The 20,099-nt window shown below is 71.5% G+C and carries 18 protein-coding genes; 15 read left to right on the forward strand and 3 right to left on the reverse strand.

The features are described 5' to 3' along the window. Position 1: 1 nt before the first annotated feature. Complete coding sequence (locus tag AB0B98_RS17475; protein ID WP_357363727.1) at positions 2 to 1,435, reverse strand: gamma-aminobutyraldehyde dehydrogenase; 1,434 nt, start codon at positions 1,433 to 1,435, stop codon at positions 2 to 4. A 142-nt stretch (positions 1,436 to 1,577) separates the two neighbouring features. Here AB0B98_RS17475 and AB0B98_RS17480 point away from each other — a divergent pair, with 142 nt between their 5' ends. Next, positions 1,578 to 3,017: an aldehyde dehydrogenase family protein gene (locus tag AB0B98_RS17480; protein WP_357363729.1), complete on the forward strand. Its 1,440-nt coding sequence runs from the start codon at positions 1,578 to 1,580 to the stop codon at positions 3,015 to 3,017. Positions 3,018 to 3,035: 18 nt separating this feature from the next. Here the strand turns inward: AB0B98_RS17480 and AB0B98_RS17485 are convergent, their stop codons facing one another. Next, complete coding sequence (locus tag AB0B98_RS17485; RefSeq protein WP_357363731.1) at positions 3,036 to 4,277, reverse strand: SUKH-3 domain-containing protein; 1,242 nt, start codon at positions 4,275 to 4,277, stop codon at positions 3,036 to 3,038. Positions 4,278 to 4,355: 78 nt separating this feature from the next. Between AB0B98_RS17485 and AB0B98_RS17490 the strand changes: the two genes are divergently transcribed. From AB0B98_RS17490 to ahcY, 13 genes are all read left to right on the forward strand, one after another. After that, complete coding sequence (locus tag AB0B98_RS17490) at positions 4,356 to 4,778, forward strand: YbaB/EbfC family nucleoid-associated protein (RefSeq protein ID WP_357363733.1); 423 nt, start codon at positions 4,356 to 4,358, stop codon at positions 4,776 to 4,778. Beyond that, positions 4,775 to 5,107, forward strand: coding sequence for a hypothetical protein (locus AB0B98_RS17495; protein WP_357363734.1), 333 nt, complete (start codon positions 4,775 to 4,777; stop codon positions 5,105 to 5,107). Before AB0B98_RS17490 ends, AB0B98_RS17495 begins: the two co-directional genes overlap by 4 nt. A 15-nt stretch (positions 5,108 to 5,122) precedes the next feature. Beyond that, a complete protein-coding gene (locus AB0B98_RS17500) occupies positions 5,123 to 9,118 on the forward strand; it encodes a toxin glutamine deamidase domain-containing protein (RefSeq protein WP_357363736.1) in 3,996 nt (1,331 codons plus the stop codon). Between the two features lie 25 nt (positions 9,119 to 9,143). Further along, positions 9,144 to 9,428 (forward strand): hypothetical protein, encoded by a 285-nt coding sequence (locus AB0B98_RS17505; RefSeq protein WP_357363738.1) that lies wholly within the window; start codon positions 9,144 to 9,146, stop codon positions 9,426 to 9,428. Positions 9,429 to 9,587: 159 nt separating this feature from the next. Next, on the forward strand, positions 9,588 to 9,836 hold the full coding sequence (locus AB0B98_RS17510) for a hypothetical protein (RefSeq protein ID WP_357363740.1): 249 nt from the start codon (positions 9,588 to 9,590) through the stop codon (positions 9,834 to 9,836). Positions 9,837 to 9,892: 56 nt separating this feature from the next. Further along, on the forward strand, positions 9,893 to 10,582 hold the full coding sequence (nfi, locus tag AB0B98_RS17515; protein WP_357363742.1) for a deoxyribonuclease V: 690 nt from the start codon (positions 9,893 to 9,895) through the stop codon (positions 10,580 to 10,582). A gap of 150 nt (positions 10,583 to 10,732) precedes the next feature. After that, the gene (locus tag AB0B98_RS17520; protein ID WP_357363744.1) at positions 10,733 to 11,791 is read left to right on the forward strand and encodes a hypothetical protein; all 1,059 of its coding nucleotides are present in this window, start codon (positions 10,733 to 10,735) and stop codon (positions 11,789 to 11,791) included. A 69-nt stretch (positions 11,792 to 11,860) separates the two neighbouring features. Continuing rightward, the gene (locus tag AB0B98_RS17525) at positions 11,861 to 13,246 is read left to right on the forward strand and encodes a phosphomannomutase/phosphoglucomutase (RefSeq protein ID WP_357270747.1); all 1,386 of its coding nucleotides are present in this window, start codon (positions 11,861 to 11,863) and stop codon (positions 13,244 to 13,246) included. Between the two features lie 61 nt (positions 13,247 to 13,307). After that, on the forward strand, positions 13,308 to 13,493 hold the full coding sequence (locus AB0B98_RS17530) for a Trm112 family protein (RefSeq protein ID WP_091394023.1): 186 nt from the start codon (positions 13,308 to 13,310) through the stop codon (positions 13,491 to 13,493). Further along, positions 13,490 to 14,686 (forward strand): SIS domain-containing protein, encoded by a 1,197-nt coding sequence (locus tag AB0B98_RS17535; protein ID WP_091394020.1) that lies wholly within the window; start codon positions 13,490 to 13,492, stop codon positions 14,684 to 14,686. Before AB0B98_RS17530 ends, AB0B98_RS17535 begins: the two co-directional genes overlap by 4 nt. 67 nt (positions 14,687 to 14,753) lie before the next feature. After that, entirely contained in the window at positions 14,754 to 15,755 is a 1,002-nt protein-coding gene (locus tag AB0B98_RS17540) for a cation diffusion facilitator family transporter (RefSeq protein WP_238666602.1), read from the forward strand. A gap of 3 nt (positions 15,756 to 15,758) precedes the next feature. Then, positions 15,759 to 16,922, forward strand: a complete 1,164-nt coding sequence (gene manA / locus AB0B98_RS17545; protein WP_357363746.1) for a mannose-6-phosphate isomerase, class I — start codon at positions 15,759 to 15,761, stop codon at positions 16,920 to 16,922. 279 nt (positions 16,923 to 17,201) lie between these two features. Then, a complete protein-coding gene (gene ahcY, locus AB0B98_RS17550) occupies positions 17,202 to 18,701 on the forward strand; it encodes an adenosylhomocysteinase (RefSeq protein WP_091394012.1) in 1,500 nt (499 codons plus the stop codon). A 206-nt stretch (positions 18,702 to 18,907) separates the two neighbouring features. Here the strand turns inward: ahcY and AB0B98_RS17555 are convergent, their stop codons facing one another. Then, positions 18,908 to 19,054 carry a hypothetical protein gene (locus AB0B98_RS17555; protein WP_238666600.1) on the reverse strand — a complete coding sequence of 49 codons (147 nt, stop codon included), beginning with the start codon at positions 19,052 to 19,054 and terminating at the stop codon, positions 18,908 to 18,910. A gap of 137 nt (positions 19,055 to 19,191) precedes the next feature. On the opposite strand from AB0B98_RS17555, the gene efeU reads away from it, so the two are divergent. Then, positions 19,192 to 20,091 carry an iron uptake transporter permease EfeU gene (gene efeU / locus AB0B98_RS17560; RefSeq protein ID WP_357363749.1) on the forward strand — a complete coding sequence of 300 codons (900 nt, stop codon included), beginning with the start codon at positions 19,192 to 19,194 and terminating at the stop codon, positions 20,089 to 20,091. Positions 20,092 to 20,099: the final 8 nt, after the last annotated feature.

Genomic DNA, 20,099 nt, shown 5'->3' on the forward strand with positions numbered 1-20,099 from the left:
TTCAGCCCTCGATGTTGTGCATGACGTGCTTGATCCGGGTGTAGTCCTCCAGGCTGTAGACCGAGAGGTCCTTGCCGTGCCCGGAGTGCTTGAAGCCACCGTGCGGCATCTCGGAGACGAACGGGATGTGCGTGTTGACCCAGACGCAGCCGAAGTCGAGTCGGCGGGTCATCCGCATTGCCCGGCCGTGGTCGCGCGTCCAGACCGACGCGGACAGGCCGTAGTCGACGCCGTTGGCCCAGCGCACCGCCTCGTCCTCGTCGGAGAAGCGCTGCACGGTGATGACCGGCCCGAACACCTCGTCCTGGATGATCTCGTCGGCCTGACGCAGCCCGGAGACCACCGTCGGCGCGTAGAAGTAGCCGCGTTCGCCGTGGCGGGACCCGCCGGTCTGGATCGCCGCGTGGTCCGGCAGACGGTCCACGAAGCCGCTGACCCGGGTGAGCTGGTTGGCGTTGTTCAGCGGGCCGTAGAGCACGTCGGCGTCGTCCGGGGCGCCGGTCTTCGTGTTGCGGGCCTGCTCGGCGAGCGCCGCCACGAAGTCGTCGTGGACGCCGGGACCGGCCAGCACCCGGGTGGCCGCCGTGCAGTCCTGCCCGGCGTTGAAGTAACCACCCAGCGCGATCGCCTCGGCCGCCGCCTCGACGTCCGCGTCGTCGAAGATCACCACCGGGGCCTTGCCGCCCAACTCCAGGTGGGTCCGCTTCAGGTCGGGGGCCGCCGCGGCGGCGACCTCCATGCCCGCGCGGGTCGAGCCGGTGATCGACACCAGCTGCGGGGTCGGGTGCGACACGAGGGTACGACCGGTGTCCCGGTCGCCGCAGACCACGTTGAACACCCCCGGCGGGAAGAACTCGGCGGCGATCTCGGCGAGCAGCAGCGTCGACACCGGCGTGGTGTCCGACGGCTTGAGCACCACAGTGTTGCCGGCGGCGAGCGCGGGGGCGATCTTCCAGACCGCCATCATCAGCGGGTAGTTCCAGGGGGTGACCTGCGCGCAGACGCCGATCGGCTCACGCCGCACGTAGGAGGTGTGCCCGGCCAGGTACTCCCCGGCGGAGCGCCCCTCCAACATCCGGGCGGCACCGGCGAAGAACCGGAACTGGTCCACCGCCGGGGGAAGTTCCTCCTCGGCGGTGAGCTGGCGGGGCTTGCCGGTGTTGCGGACCTCGGCGTCGACCAGCTCGGCGGCGCGTGCCTCCACGGCGTCGGCGAGCTTGAGCAGTGCCCGCTGCCGCTCGGCGGGGGTGACGTCCCGCCAGCTCTCGAACGCGGTGGCGGCGGCGTTCATCGCCGCGTCCACGTCGGCGGCGCCGGAGACCGGGGCCTGGGCGAACACCTCACCCGTGCAGGGGTCGACAAGGTCGGCGTAACCGCCATCGGACGGGTCGACGTAGGAGCCGTTGACGAAGTTGCGCAGCTGCTGGTCACTCATGAGGGATCACTCCGAGGGGGCCGGGGGCGCGATTCTGCGGCGGTTATCGCAATCTCTCTGCCATCTTCGCTACTGAATTCGCGGCAGACAAGGGTTATCGCGACTGTTTCCGTCGGCTGATCGCTCGGCTACTCTGCTCGGCGTGCAGCCCGCAGCCTTCTTCGTCGCCTCCCGCCCCGCCACCGGCGAGGGTGAGTTGACAGTCCACCACCCGTACGACGGCCGCCCGGTCGGGCGTACCACATTCGCCACCCCCGACCAGGTCGACGCCGCCGTCGCGGCGGCGGCCGGGGTGGCCGCACAGGCCGCGGCCCTGCCCGCGCACGCCCGCGCGGCGGCCCTCGACCACGTGTCCCGGCGGCTCGCCGAGCGCGCGGGCGAGATCGCGGCACTGATCACCGCGGAGAACGGCAAGCCGCTCAAGTGGGCCCGCGCCGAGGTCGGGCGGGCGGTGTCGACCTTCCGCTGGGCCGCCGAGGAGGCCCGCCGCTTCTCCGGCGAGTTGCAACGGCTCGACACCGACCCGGCTGCCGGCGGGCGGATCGCCCTGGTCCGCAGGGTGCCGCGCGGGCCGGTGCTGGGCATCACGCCGTTCAACTTTCCGCTCAACCTCGTCGCCCACAAGGTGGCGCCGGCCATCGCCGTCGGCGCGCCGATCATCGTCAAGCCCGCGCCCGCGACGCCCCTGACCGCGCTGCTGCTCGGCGAACTACTGGCCGAGACCGACCTCCCGGCCGGGATGTTCTCGGTGCTGCCGCTGCCCAACGACCGTGCCGCCGAACTGGTCACCGAACCCCGCCTACCGGTGGTGTCTTTCACCGGCTCCGGGCCGGTCGGCGCGGCCATCCGCCGCGCCGCGCCGGACAAGCACGTGACGCTGGAGTTGGGCGGCAACGCCGCCGCGGTGCTCTGTGCGGACTGGACCGCCGACGAGGACCTGAACTTCGCCGCGCAGCGCATCGCGACGTTCGCCAACTACCAGGCCGGCCAGTCGTGCATCGCCGTCCAGCGGGTGTACGTGCACCATGCCCTGCACGCCGACTTCCTACCCCGGCTGGTGGCGGCGGTGCGGGGGCTGCGGACCGGAGACCCGACGTCCGAGCTGACCGACGTCGGGCCGATGGTGTCCGAGGACGCGGCCCGCCGGGTCGAGACGTGGGTGGCCGAGGCCGTCGCCGCCGGCGGCACCGTCGAGGTGGGCGGCCTCCGCGACGGCGCGACCTACCCCCCGACCGTCCTCACCGGCGTGCCGGCGAACGCAAAGGTAGTGGCCGAGGAGGTGTTCGGGCCGGTGCTGGTGGTCACCCCGGTCGCCGACGACCAGGCCGCGTTCACAGCGGTGAACGACTCGGCGTACGGCTTGCAGGCCGGCGTCTTCACCCGGCGCCTGGACGTCGCCTTCGCCGCTGCCCGCGCGCTGGAGGTGGGCGGGGTGATCATCGGTGACGTGCCGTCGTACCGCGCCGACCAGATGCCCTACGGCGGGGTGAAGGGCAGCGGCGTCGGCCGGGAAGGTCTGCGCAGCGCGATGGACGACTACACCGAGCCCCGGGTCATGGTGCTCACCGGCCTCGCGCTGTAGGCCGGCAACACTGCCGCGCTAGTCGGCCAGCCAGGTGCCGTCGTCGTGAACCCGGGCGGGGGCGCGGCCGAGCAGCAGGGTGGTCAGCGCGGCGTCGATGGTGTCGCCGAGGAACCACTCGCCGGCCTGGTCGAGCGCGAAGACCCGGCCGCGCTCGTCCACCGCCAGGATGCTGTCCTGCTGCTCGGTGCCGATCGGAAAGAGGCGTACGCCGAGCACCGCGCCGAAGTCCGCGAGGGTGTCTGCGGTGTGCGCGACGGTGTGCGGGCGGATGTCGAAACGGGAGATCCACACCTGCTCGCCCCGGCCCCGCCGCGCGCCCACCAAGCTGGGGAACGCGGTGAGCGCCTCCACGGCGGCCGGAAAGACCTCGTGCCGATTGTTGCGCCCCGGCACCGAGGTGACGTCCCGTACGGCGGCGGCGGCCATGATCTGATCCCCGATGTGTGGCCGCCAACCGGCCGCTACCAGCGCGTTCGCGACCTCCGCCGGGAACCGCCCAGGATCGGGGTCCGGCACCTTCGGCGCGGTCCAGGTCTCGGTGTAGGCGCGGGCGGACTCCGGCAGGACGTTCGCCCGCACCAGGAAGGCGATGCACGAGTCGCAGGGCCGCTCAGCGGGCCCACCAGCGGGATCGCCCGGCTCGCGGATCCGGAAGATCTCGAAGCGGGCGCCCTCCAGCAGCGCCGCCGCCTCGGCCCGCCCCATCGGCGCGATGCCCTCGGCGGCGCGCCGGTGGTCGTACTCGTGCAGGACGTCGGAGACCACTATCAGCTCGGCGTGAGCCGCCCCTCCGCGAACCAGCTCGCCGGGGGGCAGCTGGTCGAGATAGTCGCGGACCAGCGGGTGATGGTTGAGTGGCACGTCGGCCTTCGTGCCCTGGGCCGTCCAGATCCGTCCGTCGATGGTCAGGTGCGCGGCGGTGTTCGGGGTGGCACCCCGATGGATTTCCCGGACCAGCAGGCTCGACGGGTCGAGAGTGCGGGGAGCTGTCGGCCCGGTGGGTTGGCTACGCCGGTACAGCTCCGCCACCACGGTGCTCGGCACCCGGGGCCAGGTGGTGACCGTGCCGGTCTGCTTGTCGATGACTGTCGTCGGCAGGTCACCCGGCACCGTGCGCACCTCGGTGGGTACGACGGACGTGATGACCCACCCCAGGTCGAACTCGTCGACCATCGCTGTGCACTCGTGGCCGAGGCGCTGCGAGTCACGGCGGGCCCAGGTGGCCGCGAGCTGCTCGGCCTGTTGACGGTCGATCACGCATCGAAACTACCGGACTACACGGATCGATGGCGGCCGGTATTGTTTCGCTCTACCGACGGTGACGGGAGGGCGGCGGTGGACGAACAGGCAGACCGGGGCGTCAATCGCGAGCTACGGGCCCGATTCGACGACGTTTATGGGCAATACCAGCAGCTCAGATCCGGTTTGGACACCCTCCAGACGCGACTCGCCGCGCTGCGCGTGACCCGCCGGTCGGCCGACGGGCAGGTGACGGCGACAGTGGGCGCGCAGGGCCAGTTGATCGAGGTCGCGCTGACGCCGGCCATCTACCGGGACCGCGACGCTGACGCGCTCGGCCGAAAGGTCACCGAAACGATCCGGACCGCCGCGACCGCCGCCGCAGACGCCACCCGCGACCTCGTCGCGGAGAGCATGCCGGCCGGCTCCGGAGCGACGGACTTCCTCAAGACCGGCGATTACGCCACTCTGCTCGGTCGGGCCGACGCCGTACTCGGCAAAGGTGAGGCGAAGCCATGACCGACGGGCAGCTCTGGCTTGATCCGTCCCGGGCCCGCCGGGGCGGTGCCGACCTGGCACTCGCCGGCGAGGCGGTGACGGCCCGTCGTGCCGCGGAGGGTGGCGCGATCGAGGCCGCCAGCGGTGCCCGGCCCTGGGGTCGCGACGACATCGGCGCCGCCTTCGAGCGCAACTACAGCGGGTTCGAGCAGACAGTGCTGCGAGCCTGGGCCGGCGTCGGGCACCGGCTCACCGAGCTGGGCAGCGACGTGGTCGAGGCGGTCGACGCGAGCGTGCAGACCGACGGGGCCAACGCCGCCCGGGTCGGCCGGGCCGCCGACCGGCGCTGACAGCCGACGATCCCGATGAGCGTGCTGCCGAGCCCCATCCCGCACCCCCTCGACTACGCGCCGTGGGACGTACCCGGCTGGATCTACGAGGCCCTCGACTGGGTGGTCGGCGTGCAGTGGCCGGAGGGCAACGAGCGGGCCGTCTGGGACGTCGCCGACCAGTGGTACGCGGTCGCCTCCGTGCTCGCCGGCCCGCACGCCGACGCCGCCGCGGCCGCCGTCGAGGTGCACAACGGGTACGGCGGCGTCGGGGCTGTCGACGCGGCGTTCGAGGCGGCCTGGCGGGGGATCGCCGAGGGCGCCGACGCCCCGCTGCCCGTGCTGCTCGCGGTCACGGCCGACCTGGGCCGACTGGTCGAGGAGTGCGGTTGCGACATCGAGGGCGCCAAGCTGGAAGTCTGGATCGAGCTGGGCATCCTGGTCATCGAGCTTCTCACGGTGGCGGTCGCGGCGGTGTTGACCGCCGGTGCGGCAACCCCGGCCGCCGGCGCGGCGATCACCGCGACGCGACTGCTGGTTCAACAGATCTTCAAGCGGCTGATGGGCCAACTGGCCAGCAAGTCACTCAGGCACGGGCTCAAGGAGGCCGGCGAGCGGGCCGCCAAGGAGGTCGCCCGAGGTGGCGCACGCGGGCTCGCCAAGCGGGTCGCCCGTGAAGGGCTGGAGGAGGCCACCGAGGAGGCCGGGGTCACCCTGGCCACCCAGGCGTACCAGAACTCCACCGGGCGGGCACACGGCCTGGACCTGACCGATCTCGGCGCCTCGGCGGTGGGCGGGCTGGCCGGCGGGGCGGCGGCACCGCTGGCCGGCCTGGGCCGGCACGCGACCGGGCGAGCGGCGAAGGTCGGCGAGCACCTGGGTCGGGAGATGACCGGCGAGGTGCTCGCCGACAGCGCGGCGAGCCTGGCCACCGGTCAGGGCCTGACCTCGATGGAGGACGTGGCGCGCGCCGCCGCGTCCGGGGCCACCGGTTCGGCGACCGGGCAGACCGACCACGCGCTACGCGCCCGGCTCGACGCGCAGGCCAACGCCCTCGCCGGAGCATCGTTCACGGGCCCCTCCCTTCCGCCAGTGCTGCCTGTCGTGGCGGAGGCGGCCTCCACGGAAGCACCTCCCTCGCTCGGGGTCTCGTCGGCTGCTCCCTCGGCGGAGGGCGGTTCTGCGGGGGCTGCCGATGGTGAGGCTTCGGGTGATCCGGTCACGGCAGCCGGCAATCCGGTGCAGGCGACGGAAGGCGTCGCCACCACGCCGCCGAACCAGTTGGCTGCGGCGACGTCCCCGGTTGTCGAGCAGTCACGAGGAGTCGGGCCTACATCTCCGGTCGCGCCCGACGTGCACACCTCGTCACCGATACCGGTCGCTGCGGTGTCCGACGTGGACGTGGTGGCCCGTTCGGTGGGCGCCTCCGAGGCGACACAGTCGACGGGTGGGTCGTTCGGCGACAGAGCTGGCGTTCCGCACCCGGTCACGGCCGACCCCGTGCACTCGGCGGTGACCACCAACCCGGTCGTGTCGTCGTCGGCTGCCGATCCGGTCGCGTCGGCTTCGGCTACCGATCCGGCCACCTCGGCCGTGGCTGATCCGAGTCGGCCTGCGGTGGGTGCTGATCCGAGGCTTTCGTCGGCGTCCGCGCCCGTGACCGGTCCCCTCGAATCGACCGGCGGGCCGGCCACCGGTGCATCGAGTGGCGGGCCGGCCACCGGTGCGCCGCCGGCCCACCCCGGCAGCTCGCCGCACCCCACCACCAACGGACCGACCGCCTGGTCTCCGGCAACCGGCCCCTCCGCACCGACGATCAACACCGGCCCGGCGGCACCGATCACCTTCGGCGTCCCGACCACCACCAACGGGCCGCTGCCGGTCGCCTCCACCCCACCGGTCGTGGGTCGGTTCACAGTGCCGTCGCGAGTCCCGCCCCGGGAGACGCCCACACCGGTGCGAGCGCCCGAACATCCCGCCCGGGGAAGGGCGTCGATCCCCGTCGACGTGGCGGCGTTCGGTGCCCCGTCCGTGCGCGAGCCCGAAACCAACGACGCGTACGCGGCGCAGTGGGCCGCAGCGGCGGAAGCCGCCGAGCGGCGGCGCTACCAGGACCACTACGAATCGCTGCGGATCGCGTTCGAGAACAACCGCCGGCAGGCCGAAGCCGCCCGACTGCGCACCCGAGCCGTGGAACTCGATCGTCGAGCCGTCGAATACGCCACCTACGCCCGACAACTGCACCAGGCCGGCAACCGGCAGTGGGCAGACGGGTGGCAGCGCGCCGCGAACGAGGAAGCTCGCGCGTACTCCGAATGGCGTGACCTGGCAGACGCGGTGCTGGCCGGCACCACGGCCCCGCCGGTCGTGGACATCAGCGCCACCTTCGAACACGCCAACCGGGACGTGGGCGCACTCGCGCTCGGCGCGGTGGAGACTGCCGGCCCGTCCAGGCTCACCGGCGACGACGATCCGCCACCGATCGACGACTCCCGGCCGTACGGGCAGCCCGGAGGACTCCGGCCACCGCTCGCCCTGCACCAGGTCGACGTCGAACGACAAATGCCCCGCGATCCAGACGGCACCGTCGTCCGCACCGCCGACCCCCGCCAGGGCGGCTGGTTCGGGCTGCTCAACGACGGCGGTCCCGCGGCCGACTCCACCCGGGGCATCAACTGCCTGGACTGCACACTGTCGCTGTTCGAAACGTGGGTGCACGGGCGCCCCCGCGTGTCGGCGCCACGAACCTTCGACGGCTACCTCGACGGTGACATCCGGCGCCCCATCCGTGGCGAGGCAGGCGGCCCCGGCCGGGTGGAAGACGTGACCGGCGGGCGCTTCCAACAACTCCTCGCCCCGACGTCCGGTCACCCTACCGACCCGGGGCAGGCGCGGCAGGCCGCCGACCGGGGCTACCGCAACCTGCACGACCAACTGCTGCTGGGCGGCCACGGCAGTTACTCGTTCCTGGTCACCGAGTGGGCGCACGGCGGTTCGCACGCCTGGGTGGCGCTCAACCAGAACGGCACGGTTCTCTACGTGGACCCGCAGAACGGCGTGGTCCGGGACCGGCCTCTCTACCCTGACGTTGTCGGCATCGACGCGCTGGTGCTGAGCGGAGACGGCCGACCGATGCCGCTCGGCGGGCTCCCCCGGGGCCGGTTCAGCGAACGGCCCGACCTGCCGGACCACCCGCCGACGCACGACGACGGCGGCCACGGCGACCCGTACATCAACCGGATGTACCTGCTCCTCGACGGCCCGGGCTCGGCTCCCGATGCCGATAGCGGGCAGAACCGATTCGAGACCGTGCAGGAGGCCGCAGCAGAAGAGCGCGGCTGGCAGGCTGCCGGTCCACTGCTGCCCGCGGATGAATCAGGCCGCCAGTTGAACCCGAAGGATTGCGAGTTCCTCGGCATCACACCCGATGCCGTCCTGGACTGGGCCGCCAGGTCGGCGCCTCTTGGAGCTACCCGGGAGCAGTTCGCACGCATGACAGCCGATCTCTTCGATGCATTGCGGGAGGATGGCCTAGAGCTGTCAACTGTCGACATTCGGCTTCAGGGCTCATCGGCTCGATTTTTCTCGGGCCCCCACAAGCAAATGCCGACGGAGTCCGAGTTGGTGGACGAACCGGAGGCGTTGGCGCGTTTGCGGGGCTGGTCGCAGGGGGCGCCACTTCCGCTGCGTAGGCCGTTCGACTCCATGTACCGGCTGGGCCTGGAAGAGCCGAGTGATTACGACTTCCAAATTTCCTCGGATGAAATGGTGGAGCGGGCACGGCAACACGCAGCCGAGAAATATCCTGGCCTTCGTGTCGTCAACGCGAGGTACGGTTTTGTGACGAAGAAGGTGGCGCGAGAGTGCTTCCCCAACCTGTTTGACTGGGCTGAACGGCACGCTCGTGACCTGGGCCGCGACGTGGTGCCGGCGATTTTCCCTGGTGCCGGTCCGCCGGATCGAGCCGGAACCGGAGTGTCGTCCCACTTCCAAGATTCGGACTGGATTGTTGGGGGACCGAATGTCAGCTAGTTGGGTAATTGATCTAAACGGGCAGATGGATCGAGCCACATTGGGTCGTCTGCGGGCAACGCTCGGCCTGAATGAAGTCGGGCGTCTCGGCGACGACTGGGACGAGTTGTTCGGCGAAGTCAAACGGACAATCGCGGGGGTATCAGCGAGCGTTGGGCTCTGGCGCGACGTGGACAGCCAAGGGTGGCGCCTCGACATCGACCTGCTGGCGGAGCCGGGCGACTCGGACGTGCAGGATCTGCTGGCTGCGGTCCGGGCGGAGGTTGAAGCGGCGGGCGTAGAGGTCGTCTCGATCGCCAGTCGCCGATAGGCGGCAAAGTCGAAGTGTCAAGTCGGGTGTACGCCAGATTCGGCAGGACCAGGCCGCCGCTGACCCGGTCTTCGCCCGGCCCGCGAGTTGGTTACCGAGGCTGGCCTGAGCGCGAAAGGCGATCGGCGGGGCCCTGGCGGGGCCGAATAAGATCGACGCATGGCGAGATTCGGTACGCAGAGCGTCAGGTCCACCGTCTGGGCCTGGCCGGTCGGCATCCTGATCGGTCTGGCGATCGGCATTCCTGTCTTCGGTGCGAAGGGTGGCGTCGCCTTCGGTGTCGCCCTCGGCACTGCCTTCGCGCTCGGCCTGGGTGTGATCAGGGGTCGGGCCGACGGTGCCCCCGCCCGGGGCGGCCCGGACGGTAGGGCCGTCGGGGGTGGCGTCGGCGCGTCGGGCCGAGAGTGATCGACTCCGGTTCATTGAAGTCGGGGCATCCAGTGCCGTGGGATAGCCCGACTTCCGTGAAGCCGAGTGGATCATCGCGCACGCCGGGCAGTGTTGCAGAGGCGGTGGCCGTACAGGAGGAGTTGCGGCCGTTGGTGGACCTGGTCGGGCCGGGGCCGAGCGCGCCCGCGACGGTGGCCGGCCTGGACGTCGCGTACGCCGAGAATGGTGATTTGCTGGCGGCGGCGGTGACGGTGGTGGACGCCCGGACCCTGGCGGTGGTGGACTCCGCTGTCGGTGTGGGGCGACCCGCGTTCGACTATGTGCCGGGGTTGTTCGCATTCCGTGAGTTGCCCGCGTTGCTCGCTGCGCTCGACCGGCTGACCACCATCCCTGACCTGCTGGTCTGCGACGGGCACGGGCTGGCCCATCCGCGCCGCTTCGGGCTCGCCTGCCATCTGGGGGTGGTCACCGGGTTGCCAGCGATCGGGGTGGCGAAGACGCCACTGGTGGGGGTGTGGGATCCGCCGTCCGCCGAGCGGGGTTCCTGGTCGTCGTTGCGCGACGGTGGCGAGGTGGTCGGTCGGGTGCTGCGGACCCGCGACGGGGTGAAGCCGGTCTTCGTGAGTGTCGGCCATCGGATGAGCCTGGAGAACGCGACGGCGCAGGTGCTCGCGTTGACTCCGCGTTACCGGCTGCCGGAGACCACCCGTACCGCCGACCGGCTGTGCCGCGACGCCCTCGCCGAGGCGGAGCAGGCCCGCTGATTGGCTGGTCAGCCCGGCTGCCAGTAGGTCGGCGGGAGGGGCCGTAAACCGTAACGCCGCACACATGCGGGGCGCTCACTGTCCGGTGGGACAGGTGGGCCGGTAGTAGCCTGACCGCGGACCCCATCCGGGGAGAACGGCGAGGTAATCATGACAGTGCGTCGACGCGTGGCACGGCTCGCGGCGGTCTGCGGTCTTGCGGGCGGCCTGGTGATGCTCGGTGCGTCACCGGCGCTGGCCGATCAGGACTCGGTCCGGGTGGGCGCGGCCAGCAGCTTCGCCGCCGGTGGTTCCGCGCAGGGGGTGAACGTCGCGGTGCGCAAGCGCACCGACGGGTGCGTCGTGCTGCGTACCGCGCTGGGTTTCCGCCTGGAGGGTCTCCAGCCGAACCAGGTGGCGGTCGAGGTCAATGCGGGCGGACGCTGGTTCCCGGTGGCCGTCAGCGGCGGCGCCGGCACCGTGTCGACAGCGCAGACGTCACCCTCGAAGCCGACGCTGTGCAAGGGCAAGGGCATCACGGTGCGCTACCGGGTGGCGTTCGCGGCGGGTGCGCCGGGCGGCCGTCTCGTGGTCACCGGCGCCGGTATCAGCGCCGCCGGCCAGACGCTGGGGCACGCCACCGACGCGGCGCGGCTGACCGGAGCGCGGGTCACTCCGTCGCCGACTCCGTCGCGGTCGAAGACGCCGTCGCCGACTCCGAGCCCGACCGAGGTCGCGACCGTCGACGAGGCGGCGAACCCGCTGGCGCAGGGCGGCGTCTCTGCGGCGCCGAGCACCACGGCGACCGCCGCCGAGTCGTCCGGAGCGTCACCGGTGATGTACTTCGGCATCGTGCTGGTGGCGGTCGGTCTGCTGCTCATCGTGCTGCTGTTCCGTCGCTCGCGGCAGGACCGGAAGCCGTCCGACGATGAGCCCGGCCCTCTGCCGGGCAACCCCGGCGGCACCACCTACCGCGCCGGGGGTGGCTTGCCGCCCGCGCCCGGTCGCCCCGGTCAGGTGTACGGCCAGCAGCCGCCGGCCGCCGCCTGGGGTGGTGCGGTGCCGTCACCGCGTCCCGCCGTCGGCGGGGTTTACGGTGCCCGGCCGGACACCCCCGCCCCGGAGGCCACCCAGCCGATGCCGGGTCGGCCCGAGGTTCAACCGAAGCCCGGTGACCCGCCCACCGACGGTGACGGCCACACCGTGTTCATTCCCCGCCTCCCCGGCTGAGCGGAGTACGGCCCGGCCCTCCGTTAGGCTCAGGATCGGTGTCTAACCTGCGGCCAAGGAGTGGAACACGTGTCTGATCTGTCCCAGATTGTGAAGGCGTACGACGTCCGTGGGACGGTGCCGGACCAGTGGGACGAACGGGCCGCCGAGGCACTGGGCGCCGCCTTCACCCAACTGCTCAACTCCACCGACGAGCCGGGTGACGCCGTCGTCGTCGGGTACGACATGCGGGCCACCTCGCCCGGCCTGGCCGCCGCGTTCGCCGCCGGTGTACGCGCCGAGGGCCGCTCGGTGATCGAGATCGGCCTCGCCTCCACCGACCTGCTCTACTACGCGTCCGGCTCGCTCGACCTGCCCGGCGCGATGTTCACCGCCAGCCACAACCCCGCGCAGTACAACGGCATCAAGATGTGCCGCTCCGGCGCGCGCCCGATCGGCCAGGAGAGCGGCCTGGCCGAGATCCGGGAGCGGGCCCAGGCCCTCCTGGACTCGGGCGACGCTCGTCCCGCCGGAGCGCCGACCCGGCCCGCCGAGCGGCGCGACCTGCTCCCCGACTACGCCGGCTACCTGCGCAAGCTGGTCGACCTCTCGGGCATCCGGCCGTTGAAGGTGGTCGTCGACGCCGGCAACGGCATGGGTGGGTTCACCGTTCCGACAGTGCTGGGCGACGCGGCCCTGTCGCCGCTGCCGCTGGAGATCGTGCCGCTCTACTTCGAGTTGGACGGCAGCTTCCCCAACCACGAGGCCAACCCACTCGACCCGGCGAACCTGGTCGACCTCCAGCGCGCTGTGGTCGAGCACGGGGCCGACATCGGGTTGGCCTTCGACGGTGACGCCGACAGGTGCTTCGTGGTGGACGAGCGCGGCGAACCGGTCTCACCGTCGGCGATCACCGCGCTCGTCGCCGCCCGTGAGTTGGCCAAGCACCCGGGTTCCACGGTGATCCACGGCCTGATCACCTCCAGCGCCGTCCCGGAGATCATCCGGGAGCACGGTGGGCAGCCGGTCGTCGCCCGGGTGGGGCACTCCTTCATCAAGGCGGAGATGGCCCGCACCAACGCCGTCTTCGGCGGCGAGCACTCCGCGCACTACTACTTCCGGGACTTCTGGTTCGCCGACACCGGGATGCTCGCGGCGATGCACACGTTGGCCGCGCTGGGCGAGCAGTCACTGCCGCTGTCCGTGTTCGCCGGTGAGTACGAGCGCTACGTCGCCTCCGGCGAGATCAACTCGACGGTGGCCGACCAGGCGGCGGCGGTGGCCGAGGTGCGCGCCGCGTACCCCGACGCGGTGGCCGACGAGATGGACGGACTCACCCTGCGTTTCCTTGACGGCGCCTGGTTCAACCTGCGCGCCTCCAACACCGAGCCGCTGCTGCGACTCAACGTCGAGGCGCCCACCCGGGATCGGATGGTCTCGCTCCGGGACGACGTGCTCGACCGCGTTCGCCGATAAGATCGCCTGCGCCGGTCGGCACCGCCGTCGGTCAAGCCGTACACGTGGAAGGAGCCGCGCCATGGCCCTGGATCCGCAGTTGCTCGAGATCCTTGCCTGTCCGGACACGCACCACGCCCCGCTCACCTATGACGCCGAGGCGCAGACGTTGACCTGCACGGAGTGCGGCCGGATCTTCGAGGTCCGCGACGACGTGCCGGTGCTGCTGCTCGACGAGGCGCGCGGCGGCCCCGGGCAGTCCTCATGATCGACGGTACGGCCGGGGTCAGCGGGCGCCGTGACGCCGACGAGGCCCTGCTCGACAACCCGCAGGCGTTGGCCGAGGCCGACCCGGGCGGCATGCTCCGGCACACGGCGTCAGCCGGTGCGCAGGTTCGCGAGAGCGCGGCGCTGGCAGCCGAGGCGAACCTCGCGGTGCTCGCCGACGACGGGCGGCCCCGAGCCGTCGTGATCGCCGGCATCGGCACCGCCGGGCGTACCGGGGACGTGCTGGCCACTGTCGCCGGGCCACGCTGCCCGGTACCGATCATCGGGCACCGCTCCGCTGGCGTACCCGGTTGGGTGGGCGCAGCCGACGTGGTGATCGCGGTGAGCGCGTCCGGACGGAGCCCGGAGGCGCTCGGCGCCGCCGAGGCGGCCCACCGCCGTGGTGCCCGACTCGTCGCGGTGGGTGCCCCGGACTCGCAGTTGCAGTCGATCGCCGAGCAGGCCCGGGCGCCGTTCATCCCGGTGCCCCGGCGTGCGCCGGCCCGGGCCAGCCTCTGGGCGCTCACGGTGCCGGTCCTGCTCGCCGCCCGTTCCCTCGGGCTGGTGAAGGTCAACGAGGCGGACCTGGCGGAGACCGCGGCCCGGCTCGACGCGGACGCCGACCGCTGCCGGTCCGCCGCCGAGTCCTTCGTCAACCCGGCGAAGTCACTGGCGCTGGGCCTGGCCGGCTCGATCCCCATCGTCTGGGGTTCGTCCCCGCTGGCCACCGTGGCGGCACGCCGGTTCGGTGACACCCTGTCGGCCAACGCCCGCTACCCGGTTGTCACCGGAGCGCTGGGTGAGGCCGGGCGGGGTCGGGTCGGGCTGCTCGACGGCGTCTTCGGCGGCCTGGCCGAGGGGGAGCGGGACATCTTCGCCGACCCGGCCGAGGACGATGGCGAGGGCACCCGGCTGCGGCTGGTGCTGCTGCGCGACGGCGGACTCAACGCCGAGGACGACACCGATGAGCCGCTCGCCGTCGAGGAGCGCCGTGCGGACGCGGTGCAGACCCTCGCGGAGCGCCGTGGCGTGCGGTGCGACGTGGTGACCGCCGAGGGCGGCTCCGCCCTGGAGCGGCTGGCGTCGCTGATCGCCGTTCCGGATTTCGCCTCGATCTACCTTGCTCTGGCACACGGGTTGGACCCGATGGCCGTCCCGGCCATCACCGAGATGAAGGAGCTGTCGAACCAGTGAACGAACGTAGGGGGCGGCGCGCCATGCGCGGACCGGTCGGCTTCGTGCGGCGAAGCGGAGCGGTGGCATGAGCGCCAACGGTGGGACGAAGGCGATTGTCGCCGCCCTGCTGGCCAACATCGGCATCGCCGTCACCAAGTTCATCGCGTTCCTTCTCTCCGGCTCGTCGTCGATGCTGGCCGAGGCGGTTCACTCGGTCGCCGACTCCGGTAACCAGGGCCTCCTGCTGCTCGGTGGCAAGCGGGCGAAGCGCGCGGCCACCCCGGAACACCCGTTCGGGTACGGCCGGGAGCGCTACATCTACGCGTTCATCGTGTCCATCGTGCTGTTCAGCATCGGTGGGCTGTTCGCGCTCTACGAGGCGTACCACAAGTGGCATCACAAGGGCGGCATCGAGTCCTGGCACTGGTTGCCGGTGGTCGTGCTGGTGTCGGCGATCATCATGGAGTCGTTCTCCTTCCGGACCGCCATCAAGGAGTCCAACCACATCCGGGGCAACCAGTCCTGGGTGCGTTTCATCCGCCGGGCCAAAGCCCCGGAGCTGCCGGTGGTGCTCCTGGAGGACTTCGGCGCGCTGGTTGGTCTGGTGTTCGCCCTGTTCGGCGTCACCATGACGCTGATCACCGGCAACGGCGAGTGGGACGCCGCCGGCACCGCGATGATCGGCATCCTGCTGGTCGTCATCGCCGTCGTGCTGGCCATCGAGACGAAGAGCCTGCTGCTCGGTGAGGGCGCCGAGGCGTCCGAGTTGGCGGCCATCGAGCGGGCCGTCACCGACGGCCCCGAGGTGGAGCGGATCATCCACATGAAGACGCTCTACCTGGGCCCGGAAGAGCTGATGGTGGCCGCCAAGATCGCCGTTCCGGAGTGGGAGAGCGCCCACGACCTGGCCCGTGGCATCAACGCCGTCGAGGCGCGGATCCGCGCCGCGGTGCCGATCGCCCGGGTGATCTATCTGGAGCCGGACGTCTACAGCGCCGCTGCCGCCGCGGCCGGCACCGGTGCCGCGGCGGACACCGCCGCGCCGCAGGACACGTCGGGCGAGCCGGCCGGGCGGCCCGGGGGCTGACGGGTGGAGCCACTGTACGGGCCGATCCGGGACTACGCCTGGGGCTCGCGTTCGGCCATCGCCCTCCTCCAGGGGCGATCGGTGCCGAGCGCGGGCCCGGAGGCGGAGCTGTGGTTGGGGGCCCACCCGGGCGCTCCGGCCCACGTGGACCGTGCCGGTCTGCGGGTGAGCCTGTGTGACCTGGTGCGCGACGAACCAGGGCAGTGGCTCGGGCAGCGGGTGTCCGAGCGGTTCGGCAGCCGGCTGCCGTTCCTGCTCAAGGTGCTTGCCGCCGACGCTCCGCTGAGCTTGCAGGCCCACCCGGACGCCGAACAGGCGCAGGCCGGCTACGCGGCGGAGGCGGGGCGCCCCGAGGGGCAGCGAAACTACTCCGACCCGCACCACAAGCCGGAGTTGCTGGTCGCGCTCACCCCGTTCGAGGCGCTCTGCGGTTTCCGGGATCCGGCGGAGTCGGCCGAGGCGCTCGCCGCGTTCGGCGTACCGGCGTTGGCGCCGGTGGTGGCCGCGTTGCGGGCCGGGCCGGCGGGGTTGCGGACGGCGGTGCGGACCCTGCTCGGCTGGCCGGTCGCCAAGCGTCACGACCTGCTGGCCGCTGTGGTGGCAGCGCCGGCCGACGGCCCGGACGCGGAGCTGACCCGCCGGTTGGCCAGGGCGTACCCGGGGGATCCGGGTGCGCTGGTCGCGCTGCTGTTGCACCACCTGCGGCTGGAGGCGGGGGAGGCGATCTGGATGCCCGCCGGCAACCTGCACGCCTACCTGAGCGGCTGCGGCGTGGAGATCATGGCGGCCAGCGACAACGTGCTACGCGGCGGCCTGACTCCGAAGCGGGTGGACGTCGACGAGTTGCTGCGGGTGCTGCGCTTCGAGGTGCTCGACGATCCGGTGCGCGTCGCGCAGCCGGTCGGTCCGGGCGTGGACTGGTGGCCTGTGCCGGTGGACGATTTCGCGCTGCACCGGGTGCGGGTCGACGCGGCGGTGCCCTCGGTGACGCTGCCGCTGCCCGGACCCAGGGTGGTGCTCTGCGCCGGTGGTTCGATCACCGTGGACGACGGTGCCGGCGCGCTGACGCTGGTCTCCGGCGAGGCGGCGATCGGTGCGGCGTTGGAAGCGCCGCTGCGGATCGACGGCGCCGGTGTGGCGTACGTGGCGACGTCCGGGCTGCGCTGACGCCAGCTCGGCCGAAAGACACAAGTCCGACTTTCCCGGAATAGCTTGACGTCACCTTGCCTGAGTGTGACTCTATGAGTACGCAGCGTTATCGCGACGACGGTCCGAGAACGTGCGGGGGAACCAAACCGGGGGGATGCGCGGGGCGGGCGGGACGTGGGCGGGAAGGTCCGTTCACCACCGACCGCCCCGTGCGCTGTCCGCGGACCGTGCCTGACGCCAGTCGCCGACGCGCGTAAGGTGGAGGGTCGGCGTAGACATCGTTCGACAGGAGCTTTCATGACCAGCACCCTCCCGGCGTCCGCTAGCGGCACGCCGTCCGAGGCCCGGCCGAGCACGCTCGCCGACGGCGACTTCAAGGTGGCGGATCTGTCGCTCGCCGAGTTCGGGCGTAAGGAAATCCAGCTCGCCGAGCACGAGATGCCCGGCCTGATGGCGATCCGCCGCGAGTTCGCCGAGGCGCAGCCGCTCGCCGGCGCGCGGATCACCGGCTCCCTGCACATGACCATCCAGACCGCCGTCCTGATCGAGACGCTGGTCGCGCTCGGCGCGCAGGTGCGCTGGGCGTCCTGCAACATCTTCTCCACCCAGGACCACGCCGCCGCGGCGATCGTCGTCGGCCCGGACGGCACCCCCGAGGCTCCGGCCGGGGTTCCGGTGTACGCCTGGAAGGGCGAGACCCTGCCGGAGTACTGGTGGTGCACCGAGCAGGTGCTCGCCTGGCCGGACGGGCAGGGCCCCAACATGATCCTCGACGACGGCGGCGACGCCACCCTGCTCGTACACAAGGGTGCCGAGTTCGAGCGGGCCGGGGCGGTCCCGCCGGTAGAGTCCGCCGACTCCGAGGAGTACGCGGTCATCCTCGAGCTGCTGCACCGCTCGCTCGGCGAGGACGGCCAGCGCTGGACCCGGATCTCCGCCGGCATCAAGGGCGTGACCGAGGAGACCACCACCGGCGTGCACCGGCTCTACGAGATGCACCGGGCCGGCACCCTGCTCTTCCCGGCCATCAACGTCAACGACTCGGTCACCAAGAGCAAGTTCGACAACAAGTACGGCTGTCGGCACTCGCTCATCGACGGCATCAACCGCGCCACCGACGTGCTGATCGGCGGCAAGATGGCGGTCGTCATGGGCTACGGCGACGTGGGCAAGGGCTGCGCCGAGTCGCTGCGCGGCCAGGGCGCCCGGGTCGTGGTGACCGAGGTGGACCCGATCTGCGCGTTGCAGGCCGCGATGGACGGCTACCAGGTCGCCACCCTCGACGACGTGGTCGAGCAGGCCGACATCTTCATCACCGCCACCGGCTGCTTCGACGTCATCACCAACGAGCACATGGCCCGGATGAAGCACCAGGCCATCGTCGGCAACATCGGCCACTTCGACAACGAGATCGACATGGCCGGGCTGGCCAAGCGGTCCGACGTCGAGCGGATCAACATCAAGCCGCAGGTCGACCTGTGGCGCTTCGCCGACGGGCACGCCATCATCGTGCTCTCCGAGGGTCGCCTGCTGAACCTGGGCAACGCGACCGGGCACCCGAGCTTCGTCATGTCGAACTCGTTCGCCAACCAGACGATCGCCCAGATCGAGCTCTTCACCAAGACCGAGGAGTACCCGATCGGCGTCTACGTGCTGCCCAAGCACCTGGACGAGAAGGTGGCCCGGCTGCACCTCGGCGCGCTCGGCGCCAAGCTGAGCACGCTGACCAAGGAGCAGGCCGCCTACCTCGGCGTCTCCACTGAGGGTCCGTTCAAGCCGGATCACTACCGCTACTGATCGACGTCTCTGAACCGGGTCGGCTGCTCGCAGCCGGCCCGGTTCGTCGTTCGTCGTCCCCGCCCCCGTCACTTCCGCGATCTTGCAGTTTCGGTTGGAGATTTGCGGCTTTGGCGCGGTATGCCCTCGCAGAAAGTGCAAGATCGCGGGGGCGGCGGGGCGGTGGGGTGGCGCGCGGCGAGGGCGGCGGGGCGCGGTGGGGTGGGTTAGGTGCGGCGGGTGGGGCGGAACCAGGTCCAGATGCACCAGGCCAGCCAGCCGAGCGAGACGAGGGTGGCCAGCGCCTTCAGGCGTAGTGCGCTGAGCAGCAGCACCACGGCCAGCACCGTCAACCACGGCAGGAATCCCCTCACGGCGCCGATCTTCGCACAGTGGGTTCGCCGCAGACAGGGTGAGCTTGTCGTGAACAACTTGACGAGGGCCCTGAGCAGGGAGGAAGGTATGCCTGCCCTAAGTCAGCCAAGGCGTGCCTAACCTACTCGGAGCCCGGATGTTCGCCACCTACCTGATCGGTCTGCGGGAAGGGCTGGAAGCCACCCTTGTGGTCAGCATCCTGGTCGCCTTCCTGGTGAAGTCGCAGCGCAGGGACCGGCTGCCGCAGGTCTGGGCGGGCGTCGGCCTGGCCGTGGCGCTCTCGGTGCTCTTCGGCTGGCTGATCGAGTACACGTCGACCTCGCTGCTGGCCCGATCCGAGGATCGTGAGCTGTTCGAGGCGATCACCTCGGTCGCCGCCGTGGTCTTCGTGACCTGGATGATCTTCTGGATGCGCCGGGCCGCCCGGACCATCGCCGGCGAACTGCGGGGCAAGCTCACCGAGGCGCTGGCCGTCGGGTCCCTCGCCGTCGCCGGCATGGCCTTCCTCGCGGTGATCCGCGAGGGCCTGGAGACCGCGCTGATCTTCTACTCGGCCGCCCAGGGAGCTGCCGGCGACAGCGGCCCGCTGCTCGCGTTGATCGGCGGCATCGTCACCGCAGTGGTCCTCGGCGTGCTGCTCTACGCCAGCGCCCTGCGGATCAACCTCAGCAAGTTCTTCACCTGGACCGGCGCGCTGCTGATCCTGGTCGCCGCCGGCATCCTCAAGTACGGCGTGCACGACTTCCAGGAGGCCGGTGTCCTGCCCGGACTGAACGACCTGGCGTTCGACATCACCGGCGCGCTCGACCCGAGCACCTGGTACGCGGCCCTGCTCGCCGGCATGTTCAACGTGACTCCCGCGCCCACGGTGCTGGAGACGATCGCCTGGGTCGCGTACGCCGTACCGGTGCTCCTGCTCTTCCTGCGACCGGCCCGGCGTAAGCCGGCACCCACCGCTACCACCACCACCGTCACCGAGCGCGGGGCCGACACCGGCGCCGAGGCCGAGCCGGCGTCCACGCCGCAGCGTGCCTGACCCACGAG

It is taken from the genome of Micromonospora sp. NPDC048947 (assembly GCF_040649495.1).
In the GTDB taxonomy this organism is placed as follows: domain Bacteria; phylum Actinomycetota; class Actinomycetes; order Mycobacteriales; family Micromonosporaceae; genus Micromonospora; species Micromonospora alfalfae.

What these genes read in the sequence shown, in the direction of transcription:
- AB0B98_RS17505 (WP_357363738.1), top strand. Translation starts at nt 9,144, where the DNA reads ATGGATCGAGCCACATTGGGTCGTCTGCGGGCAACGCTCGGCCTGAAT.
- ahcY (WP_091394012.1), top strand. Translation starts at nt 17,202, where the DNA reads ATGACCAGCACCCTCCCGGCGTCCGCTAGCGGCACGCCGTCCGAGGCC.
- AB0B98_RS17540 (WP_238666602.1), top strand. Translation starts at nt 14,754, where the DNA reads ATGAGCGCCAACGGTGGGACGAAGGCGATTGTCGCCGCCCTGCTGGCC.
- AB0B98_RS17495 (WP_357363734.1), top strand. Translation starts at nt 4,775, where the DNA reads ATGACCGACGGGCAGCTCTGGCTTGATCCGTCCCGGGCCCGCCGGGGC.
- AB0B98_RS17475 (WP_357363727.1), bottom strand. Translation starts at nt 1,435, where the DNA reads ATGAGTGACCAGCAGCTGCGCAACTTCGTCAACGGCTCCTACGTCGAC.
- AB0B98_RS17500 (WP_357363736.1), top strand. Translation starts at nt 5,123, where the DNA reads ATGAGCGTGCTGCCGAGCCCCATCCCGCACCCCCTCGACTACGCGCCG.
- efeU (WP_357363749.1), top strand. Translation starts at nt 19,192, where the DNA reads ATGTTCGCCACCTACCTGATCGGTCTGCGGGAAGGGCTGGAAGCCACC.
- AB0B98_RS17535 (WP_091394020.1), top strand. Translation starts at nt 13,490, where the DNA reads ATGATCGACGGTACGGCCGGGGTCAGCGGGCGCCGTGACGCCGACGAG.
- AB0B98_RS17510 (WP_357363740.1), top strand. Translation starts at nt 9,588, where the DNA reads ATGGCGAGATTCGGTACGCAGAGCGTCAGGTCCACCGTCTGGGCCTGG.
- AB0B98_RS17530 (WP_091394023.1), top strand. Translation starts at nt 13,308, where the DNA reads ATGGCCCTGGATCCGCAGTTGCTCGAGATCCTTGCCTGTCCGGACACG.
- AB0B98_RS17520 (WP_357363744.1), top strand. Translation starts at nt 10,733, where the DNA reads ATGACAGTGCGTCGACGCGTGGCACGGCTCGCGGCGGTCTGCGGTCTT.